The sequence below is a fragment of the Polynucleobacter sp. UB-Tiil-W10 genome (assembly GCF_018881605.1).
Taxonomy (GTDB): domain Bacteria; phylum Pseudomonadota; class Gammaproteobacteria; order Burkholderiales; family Burkholderiaceae; genus Polynucleobacter.
This window is the reverse complement of the sequence record NZ_JACVPZ010000001.1, coordinates 1-22,453: the sequence shown is the minus strand read 5'-3', so window position 1 is coordinate 22,453 and position 22,453 is coordinate 1. Positions and strand designations below refer to the sequence as shown.

Below are 22,453 nucleotides of genomic sequence, written 5' to 3'. Positions count from 1 at the left end.
TGTCGATGCAAAGTGGGGCATTCTAGTGAAGGCCTAAAGGGGGTGTTAGAGTATTGTAAGCTCAGACCCGGAACCCAGAATTAAGTGACAGATGAACTTTCTTAAAACACTCTTCCAATCCCCCGATTTTAAATCTTTAAGAACATACCAAGTCTTGGTTTGGTCTTTGTTATATGCCTACATTGCTGGCTATATTCTGCAAAATTTTGCTGGAGATTCGGTTGCTAGTCTGATTTGGGTTCCTGCTGGCATTGGTCTTGCACTACTGCTCAATTTTGGAATTTCCTATTGGCCTTATCTTTTTGTCGCTGCAGTGGCCGGAGAAATGCTGGGAGGTTTTAGCATCTTCATCTCTTTTTTGTTGGCTATTGGCAGCACCCTCAGTTGCATTCTCTCGGCCTACCTTTTATCCAAGGTTTTTCCGTTTAATCGGAATTTATCTACTCTAGTAGATGTTGCCTCGCTGGTGTTGGTTTCAACTATTTTGGGTCTATGCAGTGGCTTAATTGATGCCACCATCATTTATCGATCTGGCTTAGCAGGGACTGAACAATTTCAGGCAGTGTTTTATACCTGGTTTATTGGAGACTTTTTTGGTGCTGCATTTTTTACACCTGTTCTCTTGGTGTGGAGAAGATTTCCAAAGGACTGGCTGAAGACACCTAAGTTATATGAGGTTTTAACATTTTTTGGTTTGGTATTTCTGTTTGGACAGGGTGTTCTCTTTGGTTGGCTCAATACTCAATTTGATGAGGCGAGCTTTGTAAATCAGGGCTATTTGATTTTGCCCATCTTGTTGATTGCTGCCCTGAGATACGGCCGTCATGGAGCAATGCTAGTACTGGCAATGACGGTGGTTCAGTCGCTACTGGGCGCTTATGACGGTCATGGCTTTTTTAATCACAGCATGATGAATGACCCAGCGCCGATCAGTATTTGGATATTCCTCAGCTTGATCGGTTTAGTGAGTTTGCTGATTAGTTTGCTGATTGAAAATAATCAGGCTAAAAACATCGACCTAGTAAAAGCGGAAGGGCGATTCAAAGAAATTGTGGAGCGTATTCCGGTTTCCATGGCCATTTTGGATATTGATAAACGCGCCATGAATTTGGTGAATGATGCTTATACAAACTTGACTGGGTACACCGCCAGTGATTTTGGAGTAAGTGATGACTGGTGGAACTTGGCTTATCCGAATGCAGCTTACCGTCAAGAAATTGAGCAACTATGGGATGAGCGGGTACACGAGGCAAGGCATGACCATACACCAATGGTGCCAGTTGAATCCTGGATCGTTTGTAAGAATGGTGAGAAAAAGTACATCAGCTGGGGTTCTGTCAGCGCTGGAGATAAATTTGCTATCTATGGAATTGATCTGACCGAAAGAAAGAAGAATGAAGATCTTTTAAAAATTACCTCTTCTGTGTATCAGGCCATCGGTGAGGCGGTATTCATCACCAACCCTAAAAATGAATTTATCTTAGTGAATGATGTATTTACCGGCATCACGGGATATGGAAAGAATCAAATTGTAGGCCTTAGCTTGCACTCCTTATTGGTGAAAGCAGAGGGCGCCAGTGAATATGCTGATTTGCTGCCTGCCTTAGATTCTGTAGGGCATTGGGAAGGTCAGGTCTGGATTAAATGTAGTGATGGCACCAATTACTTAGGTTTCTTATCGCTATTTTCAGCCTTGGATGACAAAGGCAACGTTCGTCAACGGGTGGGACTGATTTCACAAGTCTCGGATCAAAAGAAATATCGTGAAATTATTACGCGTCAGGCCAATTACGATGCTCTAACAGGCTTGCCTAATCGCCGCTTATTTTTAGATCGCGTAGACGAAGCAATTAAGCGGGCAGATCGTAGCAAAAATAACTTTGCTTTGTTGTTTGTTGATTTGGATCGCTTTAAAGATATTAACGATACCTCGGGTCATGATGTGGGTGACGAGCTCTTGCGAATAGTCTCTGAGCGCTTCAAGGCTGAGATACGAGAGACGGATACAGTTGCGCGTATTGGTGGTGATGAGTTCACCATTATCTTGAATGATCTCGAGCATCCTAAGAATTTGGACAAAGTGCTTCTTGGAATAACAGATCGTCTAGCTGAGCCTATTGAAATAGAAAATAAGGTCTTTCATATTTCTGCCTCATTAGGTATTGCCTTTTACCCCCAAGATGCCACTAGTACTAAAGGCTTATTAATGAAGGCTGACCAGGCAATGTATGCCGTGAAGTCTCAGGGTAGAAATGGCTACCATTACTTTACTCAGTCTTTGCAAGAAGTGGCTGACCAGAAGATGAGGGTGATTTCAGAACTCAGGACGGCGCTGCAAAATAATCAGTTCTACTTGCACTACCAACCAATCGTAGACCTTGCATCTGGAAAGATTCTCCATGCCGAAGCGCTCTTGCGTTGGAGAAAAGAAAATGGTCAGTTGAGCCTGCCTGTGAACTTCATTGAAGTCGCAGAAGATTCTGGCTTGATTATTGAGATAGGGGACTGGGTTTTTAAGCAGGTATGCCAATTCTTACAAGACTTAGCGGTTATTAATAAAGACATCAGTATTGGCATTAACGTCTCAGCCAGTCAGTTCAATTCGAATAAGCATTCGGCATTAGATTGGATTGACTATTTACAAGAGCGCGGCTTATCGAGTAGCCAGATTATTCTTGAGGTGACCGAGCATACGATGATGAATCAGAACGCTCGAGTTGCACAAAAAATTGCCTTACTGCATAAAGCGGGCTTTAAGTTCGCGATTGATGATTTTGGAACGGGCTATTCTTCGCTTTCAGCTCTCAGAAACTTCAATTTTAACTATCTCAAGATCGATTTCTCCTTTACCCGTCAGATAACCCATAGCAAGTCTGACGAAGCATTGGTGCGCGCCATGGTGACGATGGGCGCTGGCCTGAGTTTGCATACGATTGCAGAGGGTGTTGAGACTGAGGAGCAGCGTCAAGCGTTGTTGAATGTGGGCTGCACACTGGGGCAGGGGTATTTGTTTAGCCGTCCTGTGCCTGAAGAAGACTTCATTAAATTGCTAGAGAGTTCTAGTATCTAAGTCCTATACAACTGTCTAAATTGTTGTCCAATTGCAACAATTTATGAGTTTTTAGTAAATTTACGTGTCTAATTCATTTGTATGGCTGTATAAATGATCCCCCGGCACCTGATTTTGGGTCTGGGAATTGAAAAATGATTGGACACCTGACTAAATGATTTCTAGTAAGGAGTTGCTGGAACAAACCGGCATCTCTAGAGCGACTCTCAATAACTACATACAGCTAGGCATATTGCCTAAGCCGAATGTTCAGTCCCATGCTGGCGATACAGCAGGGGCAGCTCGTTTATTGGGTTATTTCCCGAACGATGCAGTTGAGCGCATTCAGACTGTTCAAGCATTAAAGGCCAAAGGCCTATCCATGAATTTAATTGCCCAAGAGTTGGCGTCTACCGATACGCTGTTGGGTGTGGGTGACCCTGGATCCGATTTGGAGGCGGAGTATGTCCATGAACCTGTACAGGTTGCGGCACTCAAGAGCTCTAATGTACGTAAAGCGCCTGCGGTATCACCAAAAAACCAATCAATGCAGTCTAGTCAAGGCATGATGCTTTCCTTAGATGGATTAGATCAGCCTGCCTATATGCTCAATTACAACCTTGAGCTCACCTGGCTCAATGAGGCTGCGCGCACCGAATTGTTTTGCTTCACTACTCCGCCGGCACAAAGTTCAGAGAGAAATCTCTTTGAACTGTTTTCACGTCCAGAGTCAAAACTGAGCCTGAATGACCAACGCGCTTTAGCAAACTTACATTTGCATTTGGCGAGCGCAAGAATGGGCAAGGAGTCTTTAACCAAAGTGGTGATGGCTGCTGACCCTGATTTGTTGGATTTATTTGTTGATTTGAAGTTTCAAACGAAATCTCAAGAGCAGCATCCTTCTTCTGCCATTACGGAATTGGATTTGATTCGAACTGGACCGGCTGGGTTGCCCGTGCTGTATAGGGTGTACGCAGTCTATTTCCGCGAGGGAATACTCGTTATTCACACGGCATCAAATGATCGTGAAGATGACCTGTTAGCTTTCTTGGGCAAGCGCGACCAAGTAATTCAAGGTTTGCTGAGCAAGCGTTTGCCGGTGATGACGCCGCTAGCGGTTCTGGTGGCAGACCTGCAAAATTCGGTTCGGATATGTTCTGAACTGCCTCCCGATGAATATTTTGAGTTAATCAATCAAATTTGGTCGACTATGAGTCCGATCTTGCGTAAGTACACGGGTACTCATGGCAAGCATGCTGGCGATGGGGTGGTTTACTACTTCTTCCCTCAACCAGAAACGAATTATCTATTTAATGCAATAGCCTGCGCCGATGAACTTCGCAATGCGATGCGAAAAATTAGCGCTGATTGGCAATTGCGTAAAAACTGGTTAACTGAATTGCAGCTCAATATTGGCTTGCATGAGGGCCAGGAGTGGTTGGGTAGCTTTCAATCCGCTAACCATGTTGAATTTGCCGTGCTAGGTGACACTATCAATCGCGCCGCTAGATTGAGTGATTTTGCGCGTCACGGTAGCATTTGGGCAACCAAAAATTTAGTTTCACGCTTAACGAGCGATGAACGCAGCCGCATTGAGTTTGGAGTGATGCATCGTAGCGCAGAAAACGGCGATCGCTTTGTGAACTCGTCTTACGCTCAAATTGAATCCTTGATTGACCTCAAGGATGGCAGACACGACAAATTGCGCGATATCGCACAATTAGCCGTTGCTGAAATTCGCAGAGTGACAGCGAGTAGACAGTACTAAAGCGGGATCCTAAGGCCGGATCACAGGGAAGCAGCCCAAGTTATACAGCCTTACTCAAGCGCAACAAAAATTCAATTAAGAATTAAGAATTCAGACCTTTGACCTGTTGGTAGTTCTCAGGCGGAGGGTTGTAGCCCGGAATCTTGGTGACATCTACATCATCGACCTGCTTTGGATCTAAGAATTTATGGGCGTATTCCTCGTAGACCCTTTCCCAGATAAAGACATCAAATAAATCCGGATCCACGTGGGCGCCTAATTTCATTTTCCCCAAAATCTCTAAGGATTCGCTGAGTGTCTTGCCTTTTTTGTAAGGGCGGTCGTGAGCAGTGAGTGCCTCAAAAATATCCGCTATACCCATACATCTTGCGGGTACCGACATCTGTTCTCTGGTGAGACCTTTTGGATAGCCTTTACCATCCATTTTTTCATGGTGGCCGCCTGCATACTCGGTCACATTCTTCAGATGTTTCGGCCAAGGTAACTGCTCTAGCATGCTGATGGTTAAATCAATGTGGTGATTAATGATTTGTCGTTCTTCATCATTTAAGGTGCCTGCACGAATCGTGAGATTTTTAATCTCTTCTTCATTTAAGAAGGGTACGACATTACCCTCTAAATCACGCCACTGGTAAAGGGCGGCAATATTTTTCACACGTTCAATATCAGCATCTTTCATGAATTCGCCACCGACATTGCAGCGTTCTATAAAAGCGTAGTCTTCAACCAATTGCGCTTTTCGTTCGGTAGCTTGTTCAGCAGAAAGATTTCCCTTAGCGGCTTCGAGATCAAAGTTTTGTAAAACCTGTGCGGCTCTGGTTTTTACGAGCGCAATGCGATCAAAAATTTTCTCAAGCTTGGTTGATTTATCGACAACGTGAACGGGAGTAGTAATTTTTCCGCAGTCATGCAGTAGACCAGCAATTTTTAATTCTTTGCGATCCGCTTCAGTCATATTAAATTCAGCAAGGGGGCCTGCTTTACAACGGTTCACCGCATCTGCAAGCATTAACGTTAATTCTGGAACGCGGTTGCAATGTCCACTGGTGTAGGGTGATTTATCGTCGATCGCGTGATTAATCAAGCTAATGAAAGACTCGAACAATTCTTCTAGGCGATTCATTAGCAGGCGGTTAGTCAATGCCACTGCAGCCTGCGAAGCTAGCGCCTCCACGATTTCTTGGTTAGTTTCAGAAAAGGGAATGATCTTGCCGGTATCGGGATCGCTAGCATTAATTAACTGCATTACGCCAATAATTTCTGACTCATGATTCTTCATCGGAATAGTCAAAAATGACTGTGAACGATATTGGTTTGCACTGTCAAACTTTCGGGTGCCAGAAAAATCAAACTCTGTTGAATCGTATGCATCGGCGATATTAATCGTTTGATCTTTATGAACCGCACAGCAAACAACGCGTGATAACTCAGGGCTGCCATCCTCTTTAAAAAGCGAGATTGGGGGAAGGTTAGCGGGAATGGCGCTTTTGCCACCCAAATGAGCACCTTTGCTTTTGGTGTGCAGAATTTCAAATCGAAGCGTATTTTCTTCGGTGAGTCGATAAACCGAACCGCCATCAGCATGAGTAATATTCATTGCTGATTGCAAAATATTTTCCAAAAGTTGATCAATATCTTTTTCGCTGCTAAGAGAAGCTCCAACTTGCAGCAGTTGGGACATCAGTTTTTTGTCAATATGTTCAGTCATGGTCTTCAATTAATTTGTATCACTTTGTATGGTCGAATTATTGAGCATTAAGATTACAAAAGCATTCTTATTTCGACTTCTTGCCCATTATGAACAAATGTTCAAATTTTGTTCACTTTCATCTGCCTTGGTAAACCTACTTTTTCGCTAATAACCTAAGGGTAAATGCCCAAGAATTGTGTGTAAAAGCAACATATTTCATAATATGAAAGGAATTTAGAGTCTCCCAAGGTGATTTGGCTATGGTGTTGATTCATAATGCATATTGATTTTATTTACAAAATTTAAGCTCATTTTTTCCACTTTTTACATATAACCAAAGTTACGCTGTGACTAGACCTAGCCGCCGTGTTGTACCTCGATTGCGTTTTGCGCGTCTACCTCTCGCATTAGCTTGCGCTGCATTGGTCTTCACCGGATGCACTACCCCTATAACCAAAGAGGGTGATGCGCCTGATGGCCCTGAATACATCCGCTGGATGCCAGATGCATTCCGCGCTCCTGTGGAGCAACAACTTCCACGCCCCAAAGAACTCTGGTGGCAGGATTTTGAGAGTGAAGAGCTTAATGGTCTTATCGATACCGCATTGACCAATAACTATGATCTTCGCGTTGCCGTTGCACGTGTTGCCCAGACAAGAGCTCAGGCTGATGTGGTTAAGGCCAACGAATCTCCAACCATTGATTTTGGCGCTTCTTATCGTAACCAAGCCCCTGGACTTGGGCCTGGATATGCATCTAGCACTTCACAGTGGGGAAGTCAGCCTTTATGGCAAGCTGGTTTCTTGGCCAACTACGAGGTCGATCTTTGGGGTAAAAAAGGCTTTAATACCCAATCCGCTTTCTCTCAAGCTTTGGCAAGTGAGTACAACCGACAAGCCGTTGCTCTGAGCTTGGTAGGGGATACCGCAACTACGTATTTCTTGGTAGTTTCTTTGGATGAGCGTATTGCGGTTGGAGAGCGCAACTTAGAGGCCATCCGCACCGTCGGCAGAGGATTGCAGCGCCGTGTTGATCGCGGTGATGCCACGATTATTGATTTGTCACAGCAGCTCATTTTGCAAACCAATACAGATGCTTCAGTGACCGCCTTAAAATTGCAGCGAGAGCGTGCATTTAATCGACTAGCAGCGCTTGTTGGCAGAACACCTTCGACACTGAAGTTGCAGTCTCGATCGATTGAGAAAATTAAGATTCCCGTTATTTCTCCTGGCTTACCGTCGGACTTACTATGCCGTCGTCCTGACGTAAGAAGGGCGGAAGCAGCGCTAGAAGCGGCTAAGGCAGACCTTTATGCTGCACGAGCCAATTTGTTGCCTACCTTTGCTTTGACAGGTGGTGCAGGTTACGGCAGTTTCTTGTTGTCTCAATTGACAATGCCGCAAAGTTTGTTCTACAACATTACTACTAACCTTGTTCAGAACGTATTTGATGGTGGTAGAAGGCGCGCTGAAATTCAAGTTGCTAGTGCAAAGAATGTCGAATTGCTTGAGGCCTATGCAAACGCAGTGCTCTCTTCATTGCGTGACGTGGAAGATAGTTTGTCGGGCGTGAACTTAACCGCTAAGCAATATGAGTCTTTGAACGATTCTCGTGTACGTGCCCAACGCCTTGCTGAAATGAGCGCAAAAGTGGTTGAAAGAGGCGGCATGGACTACGTTCAACTTTATGAAATTCAGCGTACTGTTTTGGCTGCCGAAGATTCTGCCATTGGTGCTCGTAATGATCAGTTACGTGCTTCAGTAGATCTTTTCAAGTCCATTGGCGGTGGTACATCCTTGGATAACGATCCCTGCCTTGGTGGTGGACGTCTTCCAAAGGCAGATGCACGTTGGGTTGAAGTGCAAGAGAAGACAGATTCCGCATTTGCGAAGAAAACAGCTGTTGGTGTGAATGCCGCTGGACAACCTGGCTACGAGAAAAATAATGGCAAAGGTGGTGTTGGCCCATCTCTTAATCAAAATCCATTGCAGTCTCCAGAAGTTGATTTTGATCTACGCCCACTTCCTAAGGCGCCTGCGGCAAATTCTGGCGATACAGCGCCAAATAACCCGCAGCCAATGCCTTTGCCAATCGTGCAACAAAAACCCTAGAGCGGAATTGAAAAGGTTTCTTGAGTTATGAATAAATTCATTCAATCCCTAAAAGATGCGTACCAAAAGCTAGTGCAGCTTTTTGGCTACTGTTTGTATGCATTAGGTTATATATATGAGTTACTACTGCGTGCAGGCAATGCAATCTTTCAGGTAGTCAAGAATGATGTATTGACAGTACAACGCAAAATTTGGGGTTCAAGGGCTGAAATCAAAGGCCACTCCACCGATGCTGTTGGTATTGCCAAAGAGCAATCCAAAATCTGGTTAGCAAGACTCAAGCCCCAATACTGGGTGCCGCTTTTTGTTGCGCACTATAAGCAATTTAAAAGCCTATCTGAAAAAGAGTGGAGTGCATTTGCTGAGGACATGCGCAATCTTGTCATCCGTTTAAAACAGATTCGCAATCCTACTGAGGCACAGCGTGCCGTTGGTTTGCTTTCTCCTTTTGATGGTGAGCGCACTACGATCATTGCCTCCAGCATTGTGATTAATTTATTAGCTTTAGCATTTCCATTGCTGATGCTGCAGTTGTACGACCGCATTTTGCCCCATCAATCACTCGATACATTGGGCATTGTTGCAGTGGCGGTTGCTCTAGCCGTGGCGCTTGAATCGATTGTGCGCGCACTTCGATCCTTCACTACTGCATGGATTTCTGCGCGTTTTGAGCACCGCGCATTAATGTCTGTCGCTGAGAGAACCTTGGCTGAACCTTTAAATGAATTTGAGCGTAAGGGTACCGGTACGGTGATGGATGGTTTCAAGTCTGTCTCTACGTTGAAGTATCACTACTCTGGACAAACCTTTCAGCAATTGATGGATTTGCCGTTTACCTTGTTATATGTGTTTATTGTTTTCATCCTGAGTCCATGGGTAGGCCTTTTGCTGCTGTTTGGATACAGCATATTTATTTTCATCACCTGGAGAAATGGTCGTCAGGATCCAGAGTTAATTAAAGAGCAAAAGCAAGCTGACTTGCGTCGCGCCAATTTCTTAAATGAAACCCTAGGCAATGTTCATACGCTGAAGTCAATGACGATGGAGTCGTTGATGCTGCGCAGATACGAGCGTCTTCAAGAAGGATGCGCGCGGATTATGTCAAAGGTGACTTATGCCTTAGACATGTCTTCTGGTATTGGTAATATTTTTTCACCCCTCATGAATATGATGGTGGTAGCGCTTGGTGCTTGGTTGGTCATTACAGGGCATTTAACGAATGGTGAATTAGCAGCTTGTATTTTGTTAGGTATGCGCTCCTTAGCTCCACTGCAAAGATTGGGTGGCATGTGGGCAAAGTATCAGCAAGATGAAGTGTTAAGAGACAATTTGGCCGATATCCTCAAGCAACCAGGTTTGGTTGTGGAGCCACGCTCTTTTGATCTGGTGCCAACCGTGGTTGATCGCCCACTGCATCCCGCTGGCCTAAAATTTGAAAACGTTTCTTATCGCTTCCCTGGTCTAAAAACGGATTTATTTACCAACCTATCGTTTGAGATTGCTCCTGGCGAATGTTTGGCTGTTAAGGGCGGCAGTGGATCTGGTCGAAGCACTTTATTGCAGTTGATGGCTGGCATATTGACGCCAAGCTCCGGCATAGTTTCTATCGATGCCCAATCTATCTTGGATATTGATGTCAATCGCATTACAGAAAAAGTAGCCTATCTGCCGCAAAAGGCAGTGATGTTTGAAGGCTCCTTATTAGATAACGTCAGTGTCTTTGATCCTGCCAGGGTTGATCGTGCATTAAGCACTGCTAAAACCTTAGGCTTGGGCGACTTTGTATCGAAGATGCCACGTGGTTGGGATTCGATTGTGGGTGATATGGCCGCGGATTCATTGCCACCAGGTTACCGCCAGCGTATTGCGATTGTCAGAGCACTCTCTAATCAACCCAATATTATTTTGTTTGACGATGCGACTTCTGTAATGGATTCAGAAGGGGACGCGGTCTTCTTGAAGTTCTTAGAGGCAGTTCGTGGCAAGGTAACTTTGGTGATCGTTTCCCAGAGACCATCATTCTTGCGTTTGGCTAACCGAACCATGTTCCTTAATGAGGGTCAGCTATTAGATGTGGATCCAGGCAAGGTAAGTTCAATTCGGGAAGCTTCTAATGCTCCGGCAGCAGTTTCAGGAATGACTTCTTCGCAAGGGTTGCCCGCTAATTACCATCCTGTATCTAAAGCAGAGTACTTTTCATCGCCCTATAAAACTAGCTATCTTGACAAAGAGCGTTGGAAAAAAACAAACGAAACCGTTGCCGGTAACTTCAAAGTGCAAACAGATTTATCCGGTTGCCTATCTTTACTGTTGAGATTAATGAATGCGCGTGGCACCTCACGCGAAGTAGCGGAAGCACTCCCTTATTATGCGGACAGTCTTGATTTGACCGGTTTTCATAATGCTTTATCTCAACTGGGTTACGTCACCAATGAAGTGGAATGTGACTTAGGTTCTTTAGAGCCACGTTCACTGCCATGTTTATTTGTACCCGATGAGAGTATTCCTGCTTTTGTGGTGATGGGAAAAATCGGCAATCAAATGCGCGTGGGCGATACCGAGAGTAGTGAAGGTCGTTTAGAGCCAAGACTCGATATGCGCGGTAAGGCCTATTTCTATGACTTAGCAGAAGTCAATCTTGCAGATCAGCGCTCGTGGGTAGGGCGTGTCTTAAGACGTTTTATGCCACTTATTGGACAGGCAACTATCTCCGCCTTGGTATCTGGCTTGGTGATGATGTCCGGCCCAATATTCCTCTCGATTGTTTACACCCACGTTATCCCAGCGGGTGCAAAAGATACTTTGGTTTATCTCGCCATTGGCGCAGGGATCGCTTTAGGTGCTGGTTATCACTTCATGAAGCATCGCGCTAATATCCTGGCGTATATCGCAGGACGTATTGAGTATCTGTTTGGCGCTACGATTTTGCAGCAGGTTTTAAAGATGTCACCTGCTTATACCGAACGTGCTTCAGTTGGTTCACAAACCGCTCGCTTACAAAGCTTTGAAGCAATTCGCGATATGTTTACGGGACCCTTGGCCTCAACGATTCTAGAGTCACCAGCAACCTTGGTGCTTTTAATTGCGCTATCCATCATCAATCCAATTTCATTAATTATTTTTGCCGTGATGTTGGTGGTGTATGCACTCTTGTATTGGATTTTTGCTGGCCAAACTCATGATCGTGTTGCATCGGTGGGTCGCTCAATTACGAAGCGTAATGAATTCCTAGTCGAGATGGTTGGCAAGATGCGCATTATTCATGAGTGCGGCGCCCAGGGATTATGGTTGGAGCGCTTCCGTGAGATTTCAGCTAATGCCACTATGGCTTCTTACAAAGCCGAGCAACTCTCTTCACTTTTGGTCGCGATTTCGTATTTCGTGATGATGGCATCTGCGCTGTTGATTATTTCTGCGACAGTTCCGGCAGTCATCATGCAAGTCGTTTCTTCTGGAGCACTGATTGCTTCAATGCTTTTAATGTGGAGAGTGCTTAATCCTATTCAAACGATTTTCACCAATATGACTCGTATTGAGCGTGTGCGTAATGCGACACGTCAAATCGATAGTTTGATGAAGATTCAAGGTGAGCGTCAAGAAACCAATACTTCCTTGGTTTCTCGTGGACTTGAAGGGCGCATTGATTTTGCCCGCGTCTCATTCCGGTATTCCATGAACGTTGATCCTGCTCTCATTGGTGTGGAGTTCCGCATTAATCCAGGTGATTTAGTAGCCATTAGCGGTCCTAATGGCGGTGGTAAATCAACGCTGCTTAAATTGATCTTGGGTATGTACCAGCCGCAAGCGGGTTCGATCTTGATCGATAACGTCGATATCCGCCAGCTCGATCCTTTAGAGCTTCGACGTATTGTTGGGTATGCTCCCCAAGATACCCAATTGTTCCGTGCGACGATTGCTCAGAACCTGCGTTTAGCAAGGCCAGACGCAACGGATGATGAGGTTTATCAAGCCCTAGAGATGGCGGGTGCCTTAGATCAAATCTTGGCTTTGCCTAAGGGCATTGATTACCGTGTTGGCGATAACACGAATGAGCTCCCATCGAGCTTGAAGCAAAAACTTTCCTTGGCGCGTGCTTATCTGACCCGTGCACCCATCATGTTGTTTGATGAGCCTGGCGCTGGACTAGATGACTATGGCGATCAGAAGTTTATGGAAGCGTTGCAAGCTCTGAAGGGTAAGGCAACCGTTCTGTTTATTAGCCATCGTCCAAGCCATATTCGCATGGCCGATACCTTGTTAGTTTTAGATAAAGGCTACCTCAGGGCGGCGGGTCCTCCCGATGTACTGTTGAAACAGCCAACCGCTGCTTAATGCAGTTAATGCAATTTAATTAATTATTCACAAAACGAGTTGACCTTATGAGTACGCAACCAGATACGAATCCTGAAGAAAAAACAAAGTTAACTTTGGGCGGGCGCACTGATAACTATGTTGCGAAAGCAATATTGCTTGAAGAGGCTTCGCCACCTGCATATATGCGTACAACTGTAAAGTTGATTTGCTACGCTATTGGCATCTTCTTTTTATGGTCACTATTTGCAACCTTGGATGTCGTTGCTGTGGCACCGGGTCAAATTATGCCGATTCAGGCCGTGAAGATTATTCAGCACGTAGATGGCGGCAGAATCGCAACCATTGATGTGGTGGATGGTCAGACAGTAACCGAAGGTCAGGTCTTAATGCGCTTGAATTCTACGGAAGCTGGCGCTGAATACCAAACCTTGGCAGCTAAATACTGGAGCCTATATGCCAGGGTCGAGCGCTTGCGTGCTCTCTTGAGTGATCGCCCTGCAGATTTTTCAAAGATTCCAGAAGAGTATGGCGATATGGTGAAAGAGCAGGAATTCACCTTAAAAACATCTAAAGATCAGATCAGTCAGTTGCAAAACGAAATTAAGATTTTGGGTGAAGTGAGCGCCATTCGTAGCGACTTGGCTAAAGAGAAGTTGGCAACACGTGTAGCGGCTTTGGATGCCCAGCGTAGCTTGAGTCAGGCACAAGCAGAGTTATTGCGTTACCGCCGTACCAATATGGATGACTTAAATAACTCCTCATCTGAATTAGCTCAAACAGAAGAGCAGCTTAATAAATTGCGTGATCGTTTAGATCGCGTAGACGTACTATCCCCAGTTGATGGCGTAGTTCAAGATTTAAAGTTCCGTACTGTTGGCGGAGTAGTTCCTCCAGGCGCTACTTTAATGAACGTCGTTCCTTTGGATGGCAAGATGCATGCTGAAGTGCGTATTGCGCCAACTGATATTGGATTTGTGAAAAAAGGCCAAGCAGCTCGCTTAAAGATTGGTACGTTTGATTTCATGCGCTATGGCACGATCAATGGCACCGTCTCCATGGTCTCTTCATACAGTACCTTGGATGAAAAGCAGCAGCCTTATTTCAAAGTCATTGTTAGCTTGCCACAGACTTTTGTTGGCAATAGCGAGGACAAGACAATTGATCCAGGCATGACAGTGCAGGCCGATATTGTGACCGACCATCAGTCTGTTTTAAGGTACTTATTGCGTCCTATCTTTGTTGCCTTTAAACAGGGTATGCGCGAGCGCTAGAACTTGACGGATGTATTCATCTCAATACTTGATGACTGCGCTGAAAAAAGATCATGGCCACCTTAAAAAATAGCCCTGATAAAAGCCTGTCCCTATCCGAACGCCAACAGCAAATTCTTGGGCTGTTGGCGGAAGGTAAGAGCAACAAAGAGATTGCTACGGATTTGGCGATTGAGCAGGGCACCGTTAAACAGCACTTATTTGTGCTGTTTAAAAAATTAGGCGTAGTTAGCCGCGCCAAGGCAGCAGTGGTTGCCGAGCAATTGCTCAAATCAAACAGTAGTCGTCAGTCTGAACACGGCCCCCTTAAAAGCAGCTCCTCAAAAGGAACTGCTGCTCATAAAAAGGCTGAGCGTTATCAGTGGCGCTTAATTTCAGCGGTGAGCTTAGCGTTACCGGACTTTGTAGCGTCTGCTAGTAGCTTTGAGTCAATCACCATCAGAAATCACTTTTTAGTGGATTTGCAAAAACAAGCAGAGTCCTTACTTGATAGTTTGGATGGACGTCTCACTATTTCTCCTGATGGTAGTTTGGTGGCTTGGTTTGGCCATCCTAAAGCCCATTTAGATGATAGTGATAGGGCTGCTTATTTCGCTCAATATATGGCTGAATGGATGAAGCTCTATGCCACTCAGCATTTGGCTATGCTGGCAGGTAAGCATGACCTGGGAATTGGAGTGGCATCTCACCCTGAGTTGGTAGAAGAGGGTATAGAGAGTCTTTATGCTGCCGATGCTTATCGTAAAGCGACCTTGCTAGCACAGCATTCTAAAATTTTACGTCGCCCCTTATCTGATTTTTTAACCAAAAAATTATCACCTCATTCGCTACCTTGGTTGGATATCCGTACGCGTGATGGCGGTAAGGCGATTGAGCTACGGAATGTTGGTGAGATTTGCGCTATTGGACCAAGTTCTGCACCTCTGGTGGATAGCAGTTTGCAGTGGGGTGGTTTGCCTTTCATGAGTAGGGTTTGCGACAACGTACAAGAAGGTATTGCGCAATGGCTCTCTGTAGAGTCCTGGCCTCCTTTGGCTGCGAGTTCTCTCATGGATGCGATGGGTAACTTTGCTCATGCAAGAGGTATTTTGTTATTGCGCTTAAGGGCTCCAAACAATAATCGCCGTGATCGTTTGCTGGCGAGCTACTCCAAGCAAATTGAAGTCTTCTTTGAGTCGCTTGGTTTAGAAGAGAAAAAAATCTATAACACTGCTGGCGAGCGCATTGCTGGATTGCTTGGTCAGATTGCTCAGTCAACCCCCTTGATGGTTGAGCTTTATGGGCTTAAAACTTTAGATTCGTTCAAGATGCTGCTTGGAGAGTCGGGCATCGATTTGCTGGCTGCTCGACCGATCATTATTGTGGCTGCAAATTTACCGCAAACTGGAAATCGTCAAACATGTGCGCGCCTACTGGGGTCGCGGCCAAATGAACAACCTTTTTCACGTACATTTACGATGACACAGCCTGAGGGTGCGGTATTCCCAGAGGGTATCCAGGTGGATTACCAAGTCATCCTAGATAATCTTTCTGATACAGCGCGCACGATTTTGAATAATGCCGCGAATAATCCAGAGGTCTCTCTTACTGCGGCAATAGAGCAAGAGTGTGACTCTCATCACAAAGCGCAAGCCGCAATTCATGAATTAACGAGTTTTGGTTTGATTGTTCCTGGCATTGAAGGTGGATTTGATTTTAGGGATATCAATACCACTGAAGCTATTCGCCATTTAGGGGCGATGCCTGTGAGTGCGGCTAAATCATGAATACTCCAATGATTGCTTCCACTTTACAGAAAGCATGCCAATTAGGGGCAAGTGCATTCCTCGCTCTATTTATGAGTACTGCTGTCAGCGCAAGTCACGTTTCTTTGCCGGTAGTCAATGCCTCTCTTTATGTTGTTTCCCTAGATGACGAAGTGAGCAAGTCTATTAATAGCTCTGTAAGAGAGGGGTCTACAAATCAGTCTACCCCTCTTGTTGATGAAAACGGGGATCGGGCAGTTGTGATTGGTATTCAAGGTCCTATATCAAAAAATACCCTGATCTCCCTCAAGCAGGCCTTGCCTAAAGTGAAGGGTGACCCGATTCCAGCTGGATTGATCGTGTTGTTGGATTCTGCAGGCGGGGATGGTATGGCTGCCATGGAAATGGGACGTTTGTTGCGTAAAGCAAATGCCCATACCTTTGTTACTGGGCAGTGCGCTAGCGCTTGCATCTTGGTATTGGCTAGTGGGGTAGTACGAGCAGCACCTGCTTATTCCATTGGAATTCATCGGGGTCGCATTACTGTCAGCGACAACAATGCCAAAATCCTAAAGGAAGTGGATATAAATTCCAATCCAGCCGCTAAACGCCTGTTAGAAAACTTTGAGAGTTCACTCTCATCCTATTTTTCTGAGATGGGTATGCCACCAGATTTATTCCAGGCTATGCAATCGCACCAATATAAAGGTGTATATCGCCTCAGTAGCCAAGAAATCGTCTTTTATGGTTTGAGCGGTTTTGAATCGAATTATTTAGCTCGTCGTGCGCAACTTTTTGAAGAAATAAAAGGTCCTTATCATATGGACAAAGACGAATTGCATCGACGCACTTTAAAAGTGGCATCACGTTGCGCAGAGTTCGATCAACAACATACTGCCTTTATTCAGTGCTATAAAAAAGTACTTAAAGATCCTTATTTAAATTAATTATTCATTTATAGCGTGCTGAACTTTATCAACTTTTCTCCAATAAGACCGTATGGTCGAGAGATGCGAAATCTATTGCAGATGCTCTGCTTTGTTTTGCTCAGCGCCAGTGCTGCGGTTTCCTTTGCAGCTGTACCTGATGAGATGAAGGTATTAATTGAAAAAGGGAAAGCAAAGGAAGCATATGAATTAGGCAATCAGCATCCTGAGCTCATGGGCGATACCTTATTTGATTACTACTACGGTGTTGCTGCCGTTGATTCAGGTCGAATTTCTTTAGGCGTGCTATCTCTAGAGCGTGTGCTTTTAGCTGATCCTAATAATGATTTAGTTAGACTGGAATTGGGCCGCGCCTACTTTGCCTTAGGGGAGTATCAACGGGCAAAAGAAGAGTTTGAAGAAGTCAAAAAACGTCAGCCACCAGCCGGTGTAGTGGCAACTGTCAATACTTACTTAGATGCGATTAAAGAAAAAGAAGGGCGTTACAAGCCAGTCTATGGTGCTTACATCGAACTCGGCATGGGTTACAACAGCAATGTGAATACTGCTGCCGCTATTAACAATATTGTCTTGCCGTATTGGGGGCCCGTATTTTTGTCTCCCACGTCGCTACCGCAACCCTCCGTTTTTTCTTATGACAGTGTTGGTGTGAATGCAGTTGTTCCGCTTGCCACTAATGTCAGTGGCTTTGTCAGCGTCAACACCAGTCAGCAACGCTATTCCCAGATTAGTGGATATAACTTAGACGTCAGCAATGCAACTACTGGTGTCAAATATGCAGACGGCCCTAACTTGTATAAGGTGGTTGCTTTTGGTAGTTTGGCAAGACTCGATCAAATCCCCGTTCCAAATACAGGTGGTGGTGGCGCTGAATATGTACGCCAACTAACAGAAACCCAGTCCGTTATGGTGGGTGGTGGTAGTACACGGATGAATTACTCCACACAATATAGTGCTTATGACTCTACGTTAAACGTAGGGACCGTAGGTTACCGTAAGGCATTTCCAACAACACGATGGAAGCCCGTTGTTGACATAGGGGCTAATTACGCCAGTCAAATTAATACTTCTAATAGACCGGATTTAGCACGTCATATTGGTGGCGGTACTGTGCAATTGAGTGTGGTGCCAACTGATAAGTGGGGTCTGACCCTCGGCGCAGGTTATGCGCGCAGTAACTATCAGGCATCCGATATTGTTTATCAAACAGGTCGCGGTGATAATTTACTTTCTGGTAATGCCGTGCTGCAATATAAGTTAACCAAAGAACTGAGTGCACGCTTAGAGGCGACTTACTACAACAACACCTCTAATTTACCTCTGTATTCCTATCAGCAATGGACAGGCGCATTAAAACTGCGCTACGATTGGAGTTCAAACTGATGAGTCATCTACAGGGTCAATCATTTATGCACCCATTCTTCTCGCGATTGGCTAAAGCCGCAAAGAGCGTTGCGGTAGTGACTATCTTGATATCGTCTCTAATAGCTCCAGTCGCCCACGCACAATCCACTGCAGAAGCTGGTCGTGTCTTGATGTCGATTGGCGATGTCAAAATTAATCGTAATGGCCAGACTATTCCTGCACCTAAAAACACTGCTATTCAATCGGGCGATACTGTTATTACAGGCATTGCAAGTAATGCCCAAATTCGGATGAGTGATGCTGCTGTGATTGCTTTGCGTGCGCAAACCGAATTTAAGATTAATGAATACAAGTTCAACGGCAAATCTGATGGATCAGAAAAAGCAAACCTTAGCCTAGTCAAGGGCGGTGTTCGCGCAGTGACGGGGTCGATTGGTCGTGAGAACAAAGATAACCTGCAAGTAAATGCCGTTGTAGCTACTGTAGGTATTCGCGGTACAGGTTATAACCTGAACTATTGCGAAGGTAACTGCCTGAATACTGATAAGACCCCTGTAAAAGATGGCTTATATGCAGGCGTGTTTGAGGGGCAAATTACGATTAAGAATAAGGCAGGAACTGAAGCTTTAGGTGTCGATCAATATGCCTATGTTGCTGATGACAATTCACAAGCAAAACGTTTATCGCAACCACCCAATTTCTTACCTGATCCACTTGCCGGACAAAAGTCTGCCAAACCGAAGGGCAGGGGAAACACGACCGATATACCTTCATTGGCGGTTGCCGTAACTCCGCCAGCAAAAGGCGCAGATGAGCAAGTAGCCATACCAAGCTCGCCGCTACCCATGATGATGGGGATAGTAGTCAATCCCTCCCCATATTTAGCAACAGGCATCTCACCATTTGCACCTTATGCATCTCAGCTTTACAACAAGCCTGAGGGCGATGGGATTGCTCCAACTCCAGCAAGCTATTCTTATTATTTGCAGAAGGCGGAGGTATGGCCTCTTGCTAGTGGAGGATCTATTCAACCAGATGGTTTGCCTCAGCACAATATATTGCCTGACTCCAATTGGCCTGGCTGGCCAAGCACTACCTCTGCTCCCGCGCTACCCCAGACTGGCCTTAATGCGATTACTACCGCTGGAAGCGGTCTGAATACTTACATTACCTACATTGGTCTTGAGTACCCTACGTATTTTGCGCAAGGTAACCCATCTATACCTATGACATTTGCTATTGGAACTGCACAACAAATGGAGGGCGGTAATCTTGCTGGCGTAGTTTCTTGGGGGCGCTGGGCTAATGGTAATGTGATCATCGCGGACTATAACAACGGCAATCTGTTGGCTATGCCGGCTGGCAATGGTTTCCATTTCATAGTAGGGGATCGTACCAATCCAACCAGTCTCCAACAGTACCTCAATACAGGACCAACCACTCTCAACTTTTCTTTGGTTGGTGCTACAACCCCAACCTATGTTAATACTGTTGCAGGTTCTCAATGGGCTGTTACTGGCGGCAATCTCACAGCTAATTTTGCTAGCAGTCAGTTAACTGGCAATTTAGCTCTTTATACCAACCAACCAACGGGTTATGCATTTTTGAATATGAATATTGCTGGTTCCCTTAGTGCAGCAGCTGACAGTAATACTGTTTCTACTTCTGTGGTGAAAACTAGCGGATCAAATTCCATATGTACTGCAGCATGTAATGGTTCTGGAAATGTAGTTTTTTATGGGAATGCCCCTGGAAACCCAGCTCAGGCAGCTGGACTTTCATATAATTTCTCTACAGGAAGCAACGTTGTTCAAGGTGTAGCGGTATTTAAACGTTGAGCTAATATAGTTATATTTATAACTTTAGTTATATAACCAATTTTCCAATTGTAGCTAGCCTTGCTAGGGCATAGAGTAGTGGCGTAAACAGGGGTTTTATGCCCCATTCTTGATTAAAAAGAGAGACCGCCATGGCTGACGCAAACCCAAATGTAGTTCAACAAGCTCAAGATGCAGAGCATTTAGATAATGTGACTTCCTTGCAGCAGCCGACTACGGGATCTGAGGGTGTTGGCCCGGAAACTGCCGGTTCACAAGGTGACGTAAAACCTAACAATGTATCCTCGCCAGATGGACCCAGTCTCTTAAATAAGGGAACCAGCCCTAACGATAATCGCCCCGATTACAACAGTGCTGGCAATAACTCTGGTTTAGATGGCGCGGGGGTTGATGGTAACGGGCCTGGATCAACCTCAAAAATCAACGCAACTATTAGAAATGATGGAAGCTCTAGCGTTGGTACAGGTGGAGGTGCAGAGACTGCAACGCAGCAAGCGGCTGATGCAGTTAATTCATCTCGAGGTGGTAGTAGGGGTGGCGAGAGCACTAGTCCAGCAGGTGTCACAAAAGTGCCTGGAGGACCTGCGGGCAGTCAAACAGGCGGACAAGGTGGAGAGGGATCTCAAGGCCCCCAAAGCAATGCAGAGGGCGCATCTTCGCCTACACAAGCTAGCTCGACATCTTCCAATTCTCCTAGCAGCGATAACCATAAGAATGCAACTGGCCCTGATGCAGTTACTAATCCTGACCCATCTGCTTCTAATACTGAATATCACACTTCCGGTACAGCAGATGTAAATCATATTTCCCTGAATCTCACCACTGATAGAGGTGCTAGCGTTGCTGACGATTCCAAATTCACTTACCAATTAGATATTACGGCTACATCGGGAAATATCACCACCGGGTATTACGCAAAGGTTATGCTTGTTGAGTTTGACGCTAACGGCAATAAAGTTAGCGAATCCCCATATTTCGTGCCTGTCAAGTCTTCAAGCACTGAGTTGTTTCAGATAGATACTAGCGAGCTTCATGGCCATACATTTACAGTAACTGTTGATGATTCTCATCTCTATAAACTCAATGCTGGAGCTACTGATTATTCAAACCCTAATAACTTTACTGCTAGCAACTATCCGAATCTGACGCATGTAAATACGACTGATACATTCACTGTTCAAGATGACCATGTCACTGTGAGTCTAGCTTCTGGTAACGGTCAAGGCGTAACAGTTAACGAAGAAACCGGCACGATTACTTATCACCTGAATGTGGAGCACGGGGTAGATGTTTCTAACTCAGACCTATCAGGTCTAGTTGCTAAAGTAGAGCTGCACAACACTACCGATGGCAGTGGCACTGCTGTTATCACCAAGTACATTCCTTTAAATCAGTTAGATCAATCTTTTGAGATTGGCGCCGAGCAACACGGTAGCAACTACAGCGTTAAGGTGGTTGCAGTAGGGGCAGGCACAACAGATGGCTTTACCTCTCCATTAGAAGCTGCTGAAAGCGACTACAAGGTCTCTTCAGTGACTGCCTCTGATAGCTTGCAATCGGTCCATGTAGTCGATGATCGTACTACCCTAACTTTGTCTAGCGATGCAACCGATAATAAAGCCGATGCGAAAGGCTCCCTAGTGTTTACAGTACATGCTACTGGTGGAGATGTTGCCGAGCTAGAGGGTAAATCCCTTGATGTTACCGTTAACAATAATAGTTACAAGGTAACATTTAATAAAGTTGATGGGCAGGTAATTGCAAAGACAGGCTCTATTAAAGTAAGTGATATTGAGGGTGCTGGAAATAATAATTCTAATATTACCGCTTATATAAATACTGCTAACCCAGATACAAATGCTAATGTTTCTGATTTGATAGTGACTAATAATTCTGGCAATAAGCTTTCAATATCGGTTGATGGTGGCTATGACGAAAAAACAGGTCTAGACAAGGATGGTTACGATCGCGATGGTAAAGACGACTATGGTCATACTCGCGATGACTATAAAGCAGGCGATGGCTATGTAAATGGCTATGACCACGAAGGCTACAACCATGATGGCAAAGATAGAGAATCTTATGGCCGCGATGGTAAAGACGACTACGGTCATACTCGCGATGACTATAGAGCAGGCGATGGCTATGTAAATGGCTATGACCACGAAGGCTACAACCATGATGGCAAAGATAGAGAATCTTATGGCCGCGATGGTAAAGACGACTACGGTCATACTCGCGATGACTATAAAGCAGGCGATGGCTATGTAAATGGCTATGACCACGAAGGCTACAACCATGATGGCAAAGATAGAGAATCTTATGGCCGCGATGGTAAAGACGACTACGGTCATA

11 protein-coding genes are annotated in these 22,453 nt (G+C 45.1%); 10 read left to right on the top strand and 1 reads right to left on the bottom strand.

All coding sequences use genetic code 11. The annotated features are described in order from the left end of the window. The first annotated feature begins 91 nt into the window (after positions 1-91). Positions 92-3,070 (top strand): GGDEF domain-containing phosphodiesterase, encoded by a 2,979-nt coding sequence (locus ICN33_RS00055; RefSeq protein WP_216193358.1) that lies wholly within the window; start codon positions 92-94, stop codon positions 3,068-3,070. Positions 3,071-3,224: 154 nt separating this feature from the next. Beyond that, on the top strand, positions 3,225-4,817 hold the full coding sequence (locus tag ICN33_RS00050) for an adenylate/guanylate cyclase domain-containing protein (protein WP_216193356.1): 1,593 nt from the start codon (positions 3,225-3,227) through the stop codon (positions 4,815-4,817). Between the two features lie 82 nt (positions 4,818-4,899). Here the strand turns inward: ICN33_RS00050 and ICN33_RS00045 are convergent, their stop codons facing one another. After that, the gene (locus ICN33_RS00045) at positions 4,900-6,525 is read right to left on the bottom strand and encodes an HD domain-containing phosphohydrolase (protein ID WP_216193353.1); all 1,626 of its coding nucleotides are present in this window, start codon (positions 6,523-6,525) and stop codon (positions 4,900-4,902) included. A 329-nt stretch (positions 6,526-6,854) separates the two neighbouring features. Here ICN33_RS00045 and ICN33_RS00040 point away from each other — a divergent pair, with 329 nt between their 5' ends. The 8 genes from ICN33_RS00040 to ICN33_RS00005 form a co-directional block, all read left to right on the top strand. After that, positions 6,855-8,618 carry a TolC family protein gene (locus tag ICN33_RS00040; protein ID WP_216193350.1) on the top strand — a complete coding sequence of 588 codons (1,764 nt, stop codon included), beginning with the start codon at positions 6,855-6,857 and terminating at the stop codon, positions 8,616-8,618. 27 nt (positions 8,619-8,645) lie between these two features. Further along, positions 8,646-12,950, top strand: a complete 4,305-nt coding sequence (locus ICN33_RS00035; protein ID WP_216193348.1) for a peptidase domain-containing ABC transporter — start codon at positions 8,646-8,648, stop codon at positions 12,948-12,950. A gap of 47 nt (positions 12,951-12,997) precedes the next feature. Then, positions 12,998-14,203 (top strand): HlyD family efflux transporter periplasmic adaptor subunit, encoded by a 1,206-nt coding sequence (locus ICN33_RS00030; RefSeq protein ID WP_216193346.1) that lies wholly within the window; start codon positions 12,998-13,000, stop codon positions 14,201-14,203. Positions 14,204-14,256: 53 nt separating this feature from the next. Further along, positions 14,257-15,969, top strand: a complete 1,713-nt coding sequence (locus tag ICN33_RS00025; protein WP_216193344.1) for a helix-turn-helix transcriptional regulator — start codon at positions 14,257-14,259, stop codon at positions 15,967-15,969. Next, on the top strand, positions 15,966-16,895 hold the full coding sequence (locus ICN33_RS00020) for a hypothetical protein (protein ID WP_216193342.1): 930 nt from the start codon (positions 15,966-15,968) through the stop codon (positions 16,893-16,895). Before ICN33_RS00025 ends, ICN33_RS00020 begins: the two co-directional genes overlap by 4 nt. A gap of 63 nt (positions 16,896-16,958) precedes the next feature. After that, positions 16,959-18,278: a tetratricopeptide repeat protein gene (locus tag ICN33_RS00015; protein ID WP_216193339.1), complete on the top strand. Its 1,320-nt coding sequence runs from the start codon at positions 16,959-16,961 to the stop codon at positions 18,276-18,278. Continuing rightward, positions 18,278-20,098, top strand: coding sequence for a FecR domain-containing protein (locus ICN33_RS00010; protein WP_216193338.1), 1,821 nt, complete (start codon positions 18,278-18,280; stop codon positions 20,096-20,098). Before ICN33_RS00015 ends, ICN33_RS00010 begins: the two co-directional genes overlap by 1 nt. Before the next feature lie 131 nt (positions 20,099-20,229). After that, positions 20,230-22,453: hypothetical protein (locus ICN33_RS00005; protein WP_370623205.1), on the top strand; the 2,224-nt coding region annotated here is incomplete at its 3' end.